Source organism: Streptomyces sp. NPDC096012 (genome assembly GCF_040426375.1).
In the GTDB taxonomy this organism is placed as follows: Bacteria; Actinomycetota; Actinomycetes; order Streptomycetales; family Streptomycetaceae; genus Streptomyces.
In genome coordinates, this window is record NZ_JBEOTD010000039.1 from 21,921 (window position 1) to 35,237 (window position 13,317).

9 protein-coding genes are annotated in these 13,317 nt (G+C 66.2%); all 9 read left to right on the plus strand.

Annotated elements, in window-relative coordinates; translation table 11 throughout:
• The first annotated feature begins 142 nt into the window (after positions 1-142).
• The 9 genes from mreC (at position 143) to ABVB68_RS29460 (ending at position 13,152) form a co-directional block, all read left to right on the plus strand.
• A complete protein-coding gene (gene mreC / locus ABVB68_RS29420; RefSeq protein WP_353604207.1) occupies positions 143-1,090 on the plus strand; it encodes a rod shape-determining protein MreC in 948 nt (315 codons plus the stop codon).
• 14 nt (positions 1,091-1,104) lie between these two features.
• Positions 1,105-1,782 (plus strand): rod shape-determining protein MreD, encoded by a 678-nt coding sequence (gene mreD, locus ABVB68_RS29425; protein ID WP_353604208.1) that lies wholly within the window; start codon positions 1,105-1,107, stop codon positions 1,780-1,782.
• Between the two features lie 125 nt (positions 1,783-1,907).
• Positions 1,908-4,160: a penicillin-binding protein 2 gene (gene mrdA / locus ABVB68_RS29430; RefSeq protein WP_353604209.1), complete on the plus strand. Its 2,253-nt coding sequence runs from the start codon at positions 1,908-1,910 to the stop codon at positions 4,158-4,160.
• Positions 4,157-5,353 (plus strand): rod shape-determining protein RodA, encoded by a 1,197-nt coding sequence (rodA, locus tag ABVB68_RS29435; RefSeq protein ID WP_353604210.1) that lies wholly within the window; start codon positions 4,157-4,159, stop codon positions 5,351-5,353. The genes mrdA and rodA overlap by 4 nt, the downstream gene beginning before the upstream one ends.
• A gap of 272 nt (positions 5,354-5,625) precedes the next feature.
• The gene (locus ABVB68_RS29440; protein ID WP_353604211.1) at positions 5,626-7,125 is read left to right on the plus strand and encodes a CYTH and CHAD domain-containing protein; all 1,500 of its coding nucleotides are present in this window, start codon (positions 5,626-5,628) and stop codon (positions 7,123-7,125) included.
• A gap of 70 nt (positions 7,126-7,195) precedes the next feature.
• Positions 7,196-9,157, plus strand: coding sequence for a TIGR03960 family B12-binding radical SAM protein (locus tag ABVB68_RS29445; RefSeq protein ID WP_353604212.1), 1,962 nt, complete (start codon positions 7,196-7,198; stop codon positions 9,155-9,157).
• Between the two features lie 394 nt (positions 9,158-9,551).
• Entirely contained in the window at positions 9,552-10,460 is a 909-nt protein-coding gene (locus ABVB68_RS29450; RefSeq protein WP_353604213.1) for a hypothetical protein, read from the plus strand.
• Positions 10,461-11,084: 624 nt separating this feature from the next.
• Positions 11,085-12,194 carry a nucleoid-associated protein gene (locus ABVB68_RS29455; RefSeq protein WP_353604214.1) on the plus strand — a complete coding sequence of 370 codons (1,110 nt, stop codon included), beginning with the start codon at positions 11,085-11,087 and terminating at the stop codon, positions 12,192-12,194.
• Entirely contained in the window at positions 12,175-13,152 is a 978-nt protein-coding gene (locus ABVB68_RS29460; RefSeq protein WP_353604215.1) for a RelA/SpoT-related domain-containing protein, read from the plus strand. Before ABVB68_RS29455 ends, ABVB68_RS29460 begins: the two co-directional genes overlap by 20 nt.
• Positions 13,153-13,317 lie beyond the last annotated feature (165 nt).

Genomic DNA, 13,317 nt, shown 5'->3' on the forward strand with positions numbered 1-13,317 from the left:
AGACGTTCTCCTCTCGTGCGGCGGATCGTTGATATAGAGGCATAAGCTCCCCCGACCGGGCCTGATCGGTTCACGCGGCACCCTGCGCGTCGTCCGAAAGGCCCGCCGAATTCCTACTCGAGGAAGGGCACGGCCGCCGCACGTGAGGGACACGAAAGAGAGCCGGCTGCTCCTGGTCCTGCTGATCGCCATCGCGTTCGCGCTGATCACGGTGGACATCCGAGGAGGCCGGAACTCACCGGTCGACGGCGCCCGGCAGGCCGCGGCCACGGTGTTCGGCCCGGTGGAGAACGGACTGTCCTCCGCGGTCGACCCGGTCGGCAACGCCGTCTCGGCGATCCGGGACTCCGGCAGCCGCCACGACCGGCTCGCGGTTCTGGAGAAGGAGAACGCGGCCCTCAAGGCGAAGCTCGGCAGCGACGACCGCAACCGCAGCCGCCTGCAGCAGTTCGACAAGATGCTGAAGATCGCCGGCGAGGGCCAGTACGGCATCAAGGGCGCCCAGGTCATCGCCATCGGGTCGGCCCAGGGCTTCTCCTGGACCATCACCATCGACGCGGGCGCCAACGACGGGCTCGCGCGGGACATGACCGTGCTGAACGGCGACGGGCTGGTCGGCCGCGTCACCACCGTCGGCCCGGACACCGCCACCGTGCTCCTCGCCAACGACCCCGACTTCACCGTCGGCACCCGTATGGAGGGCAGCGACGAACTCGGCTTCGCCTCCGGCCAGGGCGACCGCCCGCTGCGCGTCGAACTGCTCAACGGCAAGGCGGAGGTGAAGAAGGGCGACCGGCTCATCACCTTCGGCTCGCAGGCCGACAAGCCGTTCGTGCCGGGAGTGCCGGTCGGTGTCGTCTCCCGGGTCGACCCCTCCGGCGGCGGCCTCACCCGCACCCTCTACGTCACCCCGTACGTCAGCTTCACCAAGCTGGACGTCGTCGGCGTGGTCGTCGAGGCCCCGAAGAAGGACCCGCGGGACACGGTGCTTCCGACCAAGCCGAAGCCCGTCCCCACGCCGACGGTGACCGTCACGGTGTCCCCCTCGGCGGGCGCATCCAACGACGGCCAGCAGCAAGCGCAGCAGTAGGAGCTGACTTTCCCATGCGTCTCAACCGGATCCTGCTCTCCAGCGCTCTGGTCGTCGTGGCCCTGGTGATCCAGGTGAGCGTCCTCGCCCGCCTGCACCTGCCGGGTGCCGTCCCCGACCTGCTGCTGCTCACCGTCCTCGGCCTCGCCATGGTGTACGGCCACGTCGGCGGCGCCCTCGTCGGCTTCGGCGCCGGACTCCTCGCGGACCTGGCCCCGCCCGCCGACCACGCCGCCGGCCGCTACGCGCTCGTGCTGTGCGTCATCGGCTACTTCGCCGGGCTCATCAAACCGGAGAACGGCCGCCTGAAGTCGGCGACCGGCCCGATGGCCGTCGTGGTCGCCGCCGCCGTCGGCTCCACCCTGCTCTACGCCGGTGTCGGCGCCCTCGTCGGGGACACCGCCGCCCGCCACGTCGGCCTGCCCGGCCTGCTGATCTCGGCGGCCCTGTACGACCTGCTGCTCGCCCCGTTCGTGGTCCCCGCCATCATGTGGCTGGCGCGCCGCGCCGACAACGACCCGCTCGTCGAGTCCGGCCCCGCCGCCAAGTCCGGCGACATCTCCGCCGGATGGCTCTCCTCCGGCACCGGCCTGCGCATCGGCAGCCAGCGCGGCGGCCTCGGCGCGCTGAAGGCCAAGGCCCGCGTGCGCTCCGCCCGGGTCGGCCGCATCAAGGGGGTCAAGCGGCTGTGACGGCCGGAGAGTTCACCCGAACGGGGCAGCGTTCGCGGAACGCGGGGTCACAGACCGGCCGTTCATCATTCGTACACGCCGACGCGTCCGGCACATCCGTGCACTGAGAGGGGGAGACAGCCGCAGTGACCAACATCCCCGAGACCGGTCGGACCCCACGGGTCCAGATCCGGCTCGTCGTCATCCAGATCCTCGTCCTCTCCCTCCTCGGCACGCTCGGCGGCCGGTTGTGGTACCTGCAGATCCGGGAGGGCGCCGCCTACCAGAAGGAGGCGTCCGGCAACCACGTCCAGCAGGTCGTGGACCCCGCCGTGCGCGGCGACATCCTGGACGCCCGCGGCGTCCCGCTCGCGGACAACGAGACCCGCCTGGTCGTCTCCGCCTCCCGCACCGACCTGCTCAAGCAGCCGGACGACGGCAAGGCCGTCCTCACCAAGCTGGCCGGCGTCCTCGGCCTGAAGCCCCAGGACGTCGAGCAGCGGGTCCGGCTGTGCGACGCCAAGACCCCCCAGCCCTGCTGGAACGGCTCGCCCTACCAGCCGATCCCGATCACCGACGAGGCCACGGCCAAGCAGGCCCTGCAGATCCGCGAACGCTCCGAGGACTTCCCCGGCATCACCGCCGAGCCCGAGGCGGTGCGCCGCTACCCGGGCCCCGGCAAGTCCAACACCTCCCAGGTGCTCGGCTACCTCTCGCCCGTCACCGACGCCGAGATCCAGCAGGCCAAGGACACCGACTCGCCCTACCTGCGCTCCGACATGGTCGGCCGCTCCGGCATCGAGCGCACCTACGACAAGATGCTCCGCGGCAAGGCCGGCGTGACGCGCTACGAGGTGGACAACCTCGGCCGGGTCATCGGCAAGGCCCGGTCCGACGCCGCACAGCCCGGTTCCAACCTGGTCACCAGCATCGACTCGCGCGTGCAGCGGGTCGCCGAGTACGAACTGGACAAGGCGATGAAGATCGCCCGCCAGCAGTTCGACAAGATCACCGGCGAGAACTACAAGGCCGACTCCGGCGCCGTCGTCGTCATGGAGGCCAAGACCGGCCGCGTCGTCGCCATGGCATCCGCCCCGACGTACGACCCGAACGTGTGGGTGGGCGGCATCTCCGCCAAGGACTACAAGGCCCTCACCGGCAAGAACTCCGACTACCCGCTGCTCAACCGCGCCACACAGGGTCAGGCCGCGCCCGGCTCGACCTTCAAGGTGGTCTCCACGGCCGCCGCCGTCCAGGCCGGCTACCCGTGGGACGGCGGCTACCCCTGCACCAGCTCGTACTCCGTCGGCAGCCAGGTCTTCAAGAACTTCGAGGGAGAGAGCTTCGGCCCGATCTCGCTCGGCCGGGCGCTGGAGGTCTCCTGCGACACCGTCTTCTACGGCCTCGCGGACAGGGAGTGGAAGAAGGACGGCGGCATCAACCCCAAGAAGGGGCAGCCGAAGGACTTCTTCTACAAGACCGCCCACCAGTTCGGCCTCGGCAAGGAGACCGGCATCGACCTGCCCAACGAGGTCACCGGCCGCGTTCCCGACCGCCAGTGGAAGCTGGACTACTGGAAGGCCAACAAGGACGCCTGGTGCAAGTCCGGCAAGAAGGACGGCTCCTACGTCGAGAAGATCGCGTACGAGAACTGCCTCGAAGGCAACAAGATGCGCGAGGGCGACTCGATCAACTACTCCATCGGCCAGGGCGACACCCTCGTCACCCCGATCCAGGAGGCCGTGATCTACGGCGCCGTCGCCAACGGCGGCACCATGTACCAGCCGACCATCGGCAAGGCGATCATCAGCGCCGACGGCAAGACTGTCACCCCGATCAAGCCCAGGAAGAACGGCAGGCTGCCGGTCAGCCAGGCCACCCTGAAGGGCATGGACGACGCCTTCGCCGGCGTCATCACCCGCGGTACGGCCGCCTGGAAGTTCGGCGGCTGGCCCCAGGACAAGATCCCGCTGCACGCCAAGACCGGCACGGCCGAGGTCTACGGCAAGCAGACCACCTCCTGGCTGGCCACCTACTCCAAGGACTACACGGTGATCATGACGATCGCCCAGGCCGGTACGGGTTCCGGAGCCTCCGGTGAGGCCGTGCGCAACATCTACAGCGCGCTCTACGGCGTCAAGGGCGACGGCTCCATCGACGAAAAGAAGGCACTGCTGCCGCAGCCGCAGACGAGCCTGCCGAAGATCCGCCCGGACGGCACCGTCGTCGACCCCAAGGTCGTCGGCGACCCGGCCAAGGACGTCGAGGCCGCCCAGAAGGACAACACCACCAACGGCGACGCCCAGCAGCCACCGGCCGCCACGGCCTCACCCGGCACGGGCAACCGTGTCACCCGCAGACGGTCCCGCAGGAGGGGAAGCCGGAGGATGCCCTCATGACCGGCGTGAACAGCTTCTCCGTCTCCGGGTACGGCCCCGAGCGGGCCGGCTGGACCAGGATCTTCGCCCGCGACTCGCTGGCCCGCCGGCTGGACTGGCCGATCCTGCTCGCGGCCACCGCCCTGTCCCTGCTGGGCTCGCTGCTGGTGTACTCGGCCACCCGCAACCGCACCGAGCTGAACCAGGGCGACCCGTACTTCTTCCTGGTCCGGCACCTGATGAACCTCGGCATCGGGATCGCCCTGATGATCGGCACGCTCTGGCTCGGCCACCGGGCCCTGCGCAACGCGGTGCCGATCCTCTACGGACTGTCGGTGCTCCTCGCCCTCGTGGTCCTCACCCCGCTCGGCGCGACGATCAACGGCCAGCGCAACTGGCTGGTCATCGGCGGCTTCTCGCTCCAGCCGGCCGAGTTCCTCAAGGTGTCGATCATCCTGGGCATGGCCATGATGCTGGCCGCCCGGGTGGACGCGGGCGACAAGCCGCACCCCGACCACCGGACGGTGTTCCAGTCGCTGTGCCTGGCGTCCGTACCCATCCTCATCCTGCTGCTCATGCCCGACCTCGGCTCGGTGCTGGCCATGGTGGCGATCATCCTCGGCGTGCTGCTCGCCTCCGGGGCCTCCAACCGCTGGGTCTTCGGCCTGCTCACGGCGGGCGTCATCGGCTGCGTCGCCATCTGGCAGCTGCACATCCTGGACGAGTACCAGATCAACCGCTTCGCGGCCTTCGCCAACCCCGACCTGGACCCCGCGGGCGTCGGCTACAACACCAACCAGGCCCGCATCGCCATCGGCTCCGGCGGCCTGACCGGGGCCGGGCTCTTCCACGGCTCGCAGACCACCGGCCAGTTCGTCCCCGAGCAGCAGACCGACTTCGTCTTCACGGTCGCGGGGGAGGAGCTGGGTTTCGTCGGCGCCGGCCTGATCATCTTCCTGCTCGGAGTCGTCCTGTGGCGGGCCTGCCGGATAGCGCGTGACTCACCCGAGCTGTACGGCACCACGGTCGCTGCCGGCATCGTCGCCTGGTTCGCCTTCCAGTCCTTCGAGAACATCGGCATGACCCTCGGCATCATGCCCGTCACCGGCCTCCCGCTGCCCTTCGTGTCGTACGGAGGCTCGTCGATGTTCGCCGTGTGGATCGCGATCGGGCTGCTGCAGTCGATCAAGGTACAGCGGCCCATGTCGGCATAGGACCCAGGCGGTCCGGCCGTCGCCCCGGGCGGCCGCCGGACCGGCACGGCCGCCCGCCGGACCGGCCGGAAGGGTAGTGCCCCCCGGCCGTACCGCCGGACCGGCCGGAAGGGTGGCGCCCCTGCCGTACCGCAGGACCGGCCGGAAGGGTAGTGCCCCCCTGCCGTACCGCCGGACCGGCCGGAAGGGTGGCGCCCCTGCCGTACCGCCGGACCAGCCGGAAGTGGTGGCGCACCCTGCCCTACCGACCCATGTGCCACTAGATTCGGGTCATGGCGGATACGAAACGCGAGATCGAGCGCAAGTACGAGTCCGGCGACAGCGGCCTGCCCGACCTGACCGGCGTCGACGGGGTGGCGAACGTGATCGACAAGGGCGTGGTCGAACTGGACGCCACCTACTACGACACCGCCGACCAGCGCCTGACCGCCGCGTCCCTCACGCTGCGCCGCCGCACCGGTGGCACCGACGCCGGCTGGCACCTGAAGTTCCCGGTCGCCCCCGGAGTCCGCGACGAGATCCGGACCCCGCTCTCCGACACCGTCCCCACCGAGATCGCCGCACTGGTCCGCGCCCGGGTCCGCGGCGCCGAGCTGGTCCCCATCGTCCGGCTCCGCTCCGCCCGCGACGTACGCCACCTCGTGGACGCCGACGGAAACCTGCTGGCCGAGGCGAGCATCGACACCGTGACCGCCGAACGGCTCATCGGCGAGGGCGGCAGCGCCCAGTGGACGGAGATCGAGGTCGAGCTGGCGGACGGGGTCGACCCCGACCTCCTCGACCGGCTGGACAAGCGGCTGCGCAAGGCGGGCGTACGGCCCTCGAAGTCGCCGTCCAAGCTGGTCAAGGCACTGGAACTGACCGGCGGCATCCGGCACGGATCCGGCAGTCGGGCCAAGCCGGTGACCGCCGGCGACCACGTCCTCGCCTATGTGCGCGAGCAGCGCGACAAGATCCTCGAACACGACCCGGGAGTCCGTCGCGACGTCCCGGACTCCGTCCACCAGATGCGCGTGGCCACCCGCCGTCTGCGCAGCACCCTGCGCACCTTCGGCACGGTCCTCGACCGCGCCGTCACCGACGCGGTCGCCGCCGAGCTGAAGTGGCTGGCGGGCGAGCTGGGCCTCGAACGCGACCAGGAGGTCATCGCCGAGCGTCTGACGGCCGCCCTCGACGGCCTCCCGCCCGCCCTGGTCCAGGGACCCGTACGCAAACGGCTGACCACCTGGGCGAGCGTCCGGCACGACAGCGCCCGCGGCCACCTCCTCGGGATCCTGGACTCGGCCCGCTACCTGGCCCTGCTCGACACCCTGGACGCCCTGCTCGCCGACCCGCCGCTCAAGAAGAACGCCTCCGGGAAACCGGCGAAGGTCCTGGCCAAGGCCGTACGCAAGGACTTCGCCAAGGTCTCCCGCCTGGTCACCGAGGCCCTGGACCTGCCGCCCGGCGAGGAACGCGACGTCGCCATCCACGAGGCCCGCAAGAAGGGCAAGCGCACCCGGTACGCGGCCGAGGCGGCCGTCTCCGCCCTCGGCGCCCCCGCCCGCTCCCTGGCCAAGTCCATGAAGTCCCTGACCAAACTGCTCGGTGAACACCAGGACAGCGTCATGGCCCGCCACACCCTGCGCGAACTGTCCGCGGTGGCGCACGCCGCGGGGGAGAGCACCTTCACCTACGGCCTGCTCCACGGCCGGGAAGAAGCGCGGGCGGCGGAGACGGAGGCGCAGCTGCCGGGCCTGTGGAAGGAGATCAGGACCAGGGTGTCCGTCTGAGCGTACGGGGGAGGTCTCCGGGCGGGTTACGCTTGATGGTCACCCCTGTCAGCTCACAAAGGTTCCCCCGATGTCTGTCGAGTCGGTGTTCCCGCAGCTCGAAGCCCTGCTCCCGCATGTGCAGAAGCCGATCCAGTACGTGGGCGGCGAGCTGAACTCCACCGTCAAGGAGTGGGACGGCTGCGAGGTCCGCTGGGCGCTCATGTACCCGGACGCGTACGAGGTCGGTCTGCCCAACCAGGGCGTCATGATCCTCTACGAGGTCCTCAACGAGCAGGAAGGCGTCCTCGCCGAGCGCACCTACAGCGTGTGGCCGGACCTGGAGGCGCTGATGCGCGAGCATCACGTCCCACAGTTCACGGTCGACAGCCACCGCCCGGTCAAGGCCTTCGACGTGTTCGGCCTCAGCTTCTCCACCGAGCTGGGCTACACGAACATGCTCACCGCCCTGGACCTGGCCGGCATCCCGCTGGAGTCCAAGGACCGCACCCTCGACGACCCGATCGTCCTGGCGGGCGGCCACGCGGCCTTCAACCCCGAGCCGATCGCGGACTTCATCGACGCGGCGATCATCGGCGACGGCGAGCAGGCCGTGCTGGACATGACGCGCATCATCCGCGCGTGGAAGGCGGAGGGCCGCCCCGGCGGCCGCGAGGAGGTCCTCCTCCGCCTGGCGAAGACGGGCGAGGTGTACATCCCGGCGTTCTACGACGTCGAGTACCTGCCGGACGGCCGTATCGCCCGCGTCGTCCCGAACCGTTCCGGCGTCCCGTGGCGCGTCTCCAAGCACACGGTGATGGACCTGGACGAGTGGCCGTACCCGAAGCAGCCGCTGGTCCCCCTCGCCGAGACCGTCCACGAGCGCATGTCGGTCGAGATCTTCCGCGGCTGCACCCGCGGCTGCCGCTTCTGCCAGGCGGGCATGATCACCCGCCCGGTCCGCGAGCGCTCGATCACCGGCATCGGGGAGATGGTCGACAAGGGCCTGAAGGCGACCGGCTTCGAGGAGGTCGGCCTCCTCTCCCTGTCCTCCGCGGACCACTCGGAGATCGGCGACATCGCCAAGGGCCTGGCGGACCGCTACACCGAGGACAAGATCGGCCTCTCGCTGCCCTCCACCCGCGTCGACGCCTTCAACGTCGACCTGGCGAACGAGCTGACCCGCAACGGCCGCCGCTCGGGTCTGACCTTCGCCCCCGAGGGCGGCTCGGAGCGCCTGCGCAAGGTCATCAACAAGATGGTCTCCGAAGAGGACCTGATCAGGACCGTCGCCACCGCCTACGGCAACGGCTGGCGCCAGGTGAAGCTGTACTTCATGTGCGGCCTGCCGACGGAGACCGACGAGGACGTCCTCCAGATCGCCGACATGGCGACCCACGTCATCCAGAAGGGCCGCGAGGTCTCCGGCTCGGGCGACATCCGCTGCACGGTCTCCATCGGCGGCTTCGTCCCCAAGCCCCACACGCCCTTCCAGTGGGCCCCGCAGCTCTCCGCCGAGGAGACGGACGCGCGCCTGGAGAAGCTCCGCGACAAGATCCGCGGCGACAAGAAGTACGGCCGCTCCATCGGCTTCCGCTACCACGACGGCAAGCCAGGCATCGTGGAAGGCCTGTTGTCGCGTGGCGACCGCCGCATCGGCGCCGTCATCCGCGCGGTCTACGAAGACGGCGGCCGCTTCGACGGCTGGCGCGAGCACTTCTCGTACGACCGCTGGATGGCGTGCGCGGACAAGGCCCTGGCCGCCTTCGGCGTGGACGTCGACTGGTACACCACCCGCGAGCGCACCTACGAGGAGGTCCTCCCGTGGGACCACCTCGACTCCGGCCTGGACAAGGAATGGCTCTGGGAGGACTGGCAGGACGCCCTCGACGAAACCGAGGTCGAGGACTGCCGCTGGACCCCGTGCTTCGACTGCGGCGTGTGCCCGCAGATGGATACTTGGGTACAAGTAGGCCCGACCGGCAAGAAGTTGCTGCCGCTGACGGTCAAGAACGCTGGTCAGGCGCCCACTTCGAGCGATCACACGCACTGAGGTGAGCGAGGCACTCGATCGGGTGATGGAGGCGCTGGCGGGGGTGAGCGAGGAGGAGGTGGCGGCTGCGTTGGCTGCAGTCGGCGTTTCCAGTCCTCGCCCGTCGGCGCCGTTGCCTTCCAGCCGGACGCCGCTGCCGGGTCGTACAAGTGCTCCGGCTATCGTCTCCGAGGTTGAGTGGGTCTGAGACCCCGTTGCAGGCTTGTGTGGCTCTCAGCGCTTTCCCTCTGGGTGGGAGGATGTAGGAGTGTGCACGGCCTGAGTTCACTAAGCTGGCTCCCCTGGGTGTGAGCGGGGTCAGGGCCGTCGAGAACCTGACGGAGGCCACGAAACGCCTTCGTGTATCGGTGGCCTTGCTTTCGTAGCTGGCCCTGACCGTCAGGGGAGGTCAGCGTTGCCCAAGCCCGTAGGCCGGTACGTCTACTGGTCCGAGAGGCTCGTCAGAGCGGTGATCGACGATAACGGGGTCCAGTTGGATTCCCGTGTCAAGGCATCCCTCAAGCTCGGCGTGGCTGGCGGTGGTTTGGACCTTGCAGGCCGAGACAGGGAGAAGACCACCTTCGAGGTCGCCGAAAAGCTCAAGAGGAAGCTCCGCCGATCCATCGTGTCGGACTTCGACGCCTCTGGACCCTTGCAGCTTGTACAGGGAGCGAGCTGGGTCGAAGTGGCGGAGTTCCGGCGGTGGGGGTACCCACGCCATCGCCTCGGTCAGCGGACCGCCGTGGTCCACGCGTGGACGGTCACTCGGCAAGGCCGACGTGTCGACCTCTGTCTGTTCGGTGGCTTGAAGAACCTGAGGGGCTACACCGTCCCAGAGGAAGATCCTGTCCGGGGTTGGACATCCTCAGCCGCTCCAGCAATCGAGGAACTGGTCGCTTCCCGAGGTGCGGCACCGAGCGAGGCGGGGGGCGATGCCTGCTCGTTCGATGAGGAGGAGCTTGCCGTGGACACACTTAAGATGGCCCTTTCCCAAGGCATCTATCGACACCCGGATGACCACATGGGGCGCCCCGAGACTCGTGCGTTCACGGTGATGGGCTTCGATGCTACGGAGTACGCTGCCCTCATCTACAAGGATGTGACGCTAACACCAGGTCGGTGGGACTTCGACCGGGAGCCGGAAATGATGGGTACGAGCCGTATCCTGATCGGGGCTCCGCTGTGGCTCCGCACCACGCGCCCCGGCTCCATCAGGACGTACTTCGGCTCCAACAGAGTTCAGCTCGCTCCATCTGGTCGACAACCCCTGACGCGGGTGCTCTTTCAGCCCATGCAGCAGGACGGCGGCCAGGTGTCTGGCTAGGCCCGCACTCTAGGTGAGGGCTTGATGCTCGATGTCCCGCCGGGCTTAGGCTTCCGTCCGCAGATGGATACTTGGGTACAAGTAGGCCCGACTGGCAAGAAGTTGCTGCCGCTGACGGTCAAGAACACTGGTCAGGCGCCTGCTTCGAGCGGTCACGAGCACTGACGTGAGCGAGGCACTCGATCGGGTGATGGAGGCGCTGGCGGGGGTGAGCGAGGAGGAGGTGGCGGCTGCGCTGGCTGCGGTCGGTGCTTCGGTCCCTCGCCCGCCGACGCCGCCGGCGTCCTCTCGGACACCGTTGCCGGGTCCTGGAAGTACCCGGTGGAGTGGCTGAGGGAGCTGCAGGCTGGCGGCTGCCCGGTCCCCAGCCCCCTTTCCACGGCGACAGCCCAGAGAACCCGATCCCGGTCGCCATCGAGACCTCTCACGGGCTCCTGGTCGCCTGCTTACGCACCACTGGCAGACCCATCTAGGTCCGTGCACCTTGCTCCGCCAGCCTCTTCGACGAAGGGCCGCTCTCCGCAGGGACTTGACCCGGGCTCCCCCTAGCAGCACCCTATTCGCTGTCGTAACATGAAGTGCTTACCAGCTCACGCGTTGAAGCCAAAGGGTTTAGGGGGGATTATGAGTATCGATTTTGGGTTGCTCAAAATCCGAGAAGTCATCGTTCATGAGGTCCCCAAGGTCTTCAAGCGCGATATGAATCCTGCCCCCTTGCGTCTGAGTCAAGTATCGAGCCCTCTGATTCCTGAAGTTCTCAAAAATTTGCAGGTCAAATTTCGAGGGGATTTGGCACACTCTGGACGCGAAATCGTAGAGGATTCTCCACGCTCCTCCAAGGTGCCGGATATCGTACGCGATTATCTAGATGGAGATGAATCCGACTTCGTCCCCGTTTCACAAGATCTGGCTGAAGCCCTAAGGGCATCTCAGGATGGCGCCAATTCGGGCGGGTTGCTCTTGATAGCCAGCGCATCAATTTCTGGAAGCCGTGCGCTACTAATCGTGAAACTGGCAAACGAAAATGGGATGCGCGCAACGTTTGACTCGGTTGACGGAAAAGACACCTTTCAAGTTACGTATCTAAATGACCTGCTATTCGCAGGAAAAGCGCAGGTCTACAAGGCGGGACTTTTCCTTCAACCGCAGGATGACGAGCATCCGCTTGAAGGATTCGTCTCCGACAAGCAGACTCCCGGTACCCGCATCGCCGGATTCTTCCTCCATGATTACCTAGGGTGTCGCCCGAAGGAACAGCCAGAGGAGCTGACGCTGCGCTTCTTCGAATCCTCAGGAAAATGGATAGATTCCTTCACCACCAGTTCAGAAAAACAAACGCGGTACACGGTTGCGCTACTGTCTGAACTTCAAAGCAATCGCAGAAGCATCTCCATGCGAGGATTCGCTAATTCCCATCTCGATGAAGAGGATCGCGATGCATACGTCCACTTGATGAGCGAATCAGGTGTGCCCAAAACGCCATTCGAGAAGGATCTTTATCTAGTCGAAAGTAAGCTTGCAAAGATTCAATACACCTTCGACAGTGGCACAGTAGTGATTGTCCCGCCTTCCGCGTTCACGGAAGGAATAGTTCACGTTGCCGACGACGATGACGGCCTTAGTCGGCTCGAGGTTCTTGACCACCTCAAGGAAATGAAGAGTCGAGGCAGCGGCGGACGCCGATCCCGGAAACCGCGCGATCTGGAAAGCTCTGATGGATCAAGTCCAGAATGAGGCGAGACTTAGGTACATAGACGAAAAACCCATATTCGACACCCTAGCGTCTAATGTCGCCGAGCTTATACGCACCGAGACGGCAGCCAATGGGATAACTTGCGAAGTTCAGGGGCGTAGCAAAGACGTAGCGAGTTTCGTCAGAAAGGCAATCCAGAAAAGGTACGCGAACCCCTGGGAAGAAATAACGGACAAAGCTGGGGTTCGAGTCATTCTTGAGCACAGCAATGACGTAGATGAAGTGCTCGAAGTAATCCGAGCAGCGTTCACAGTACTGCGTGAAGAAGATGAGCGCGATCAGCCTGAGAACGAAACGCGGCTAGTCTATCCCAGGGTTCACCTGCAAATCTCCGATCCCAGTCATGATCCAGCGAGTGGGACATCACCGCTGGAATGTGAGATTCAAGTTAGGACTAGGGCGCAGGATCTCTGGTCCCGCATGTCACACACGCTTCTTTACAAGCCGGCCGTTCCATCCACGCCCGTTGTCAGACGCTCCCTGTATCGTCTCCTAGCGCTGGTCGAGTTGTACGACTCGGAAGTGGCCCGGGGGGTCGAAGAGATGGAGTCCAACCCAGATTTTCGAGAGGTTCAACTACTACGTCACGCCGAACGAGTATTTCATCTTTTCGTGGCATCTGACTATGAAATCTCGATCTCAGAGGAGATTATGCCTGTATTGACCTCCTTGATTGAGGACACTGAATCCTACGGAATTAAGCTGGTTGACTTTTCGCGGCATCGATTCGCTAAGCTGGATGACACCTTCCGCGAGTACGGACCGATGAGCGAGGTCGGTCAATCGGGACAGTACGTTCTAGTAGGGCAACCTGAGAGTGTAATCATTTTCCAGCTACTCGAAGAAATGCCACTTCGCCTCGCAGCTGCATGGCGTGAAGCATTGCCTGACGATTGGCTGGATGAGCTTTCAAGTGTTTGGGGAGTAGCTTTTGAATGAAGGGTCGGGCATCTCGGTTACTGCCCTTTTCGCAGAGGTGCTAGTCGTTGGAATTGGCGCGACTCTGGCTAGCGCGGGATTTATGTTTTGCGCACTCGACGAACACGTGATTTCTCGGGTACTCCAAGCTGACACAGGGTTCCTGCTGGCCTGTGGACTTACTCT

Coding starts and splice junctions, on each gene's coding strand:
- mreD (WP_353604208.1), top strand. CDS start 1,105: ATGCGTCTCAACCGGATCCTGCTCTCCAGCGCTCTGGTCGTCGTGGCC.
- rodA (WP_353604210.1), top strand. CDS start 4,157: ATGACCGGCGTGAACAGCTTCTCCGTCTCCGGGTACGGCCCCGAGCGG.
- ABVB68_RS29440 (WP_353604211.1), top strand. CDS start 5,626: ATGGCGGATACGAAACGCGAGATCGAGCGCAAGTACGAGTCCGGCGAC.
- ABVB68_RS29445 (WP_353604212.1), top strand. CDS start 7,196: ATGTCTGTCGAGTCGGTGTTCCCGCAGCTCGAAGCCCTGCTCCCGCAT.
- ABVB68_RS29455 (WP_353604214.1), top strand. CDS start 11,085: ATGAGTATCGATTTTGGGTTGCTCAAAATCCGAGAAGTCATCGTTCAT.
- ABVB68_RS29460 (WP_353604215.1), top strand. CDS start 12,175: ATGGATCAAGTCCAGAATGAGGCGAGACTTAGGTACATAGACGAAAAA.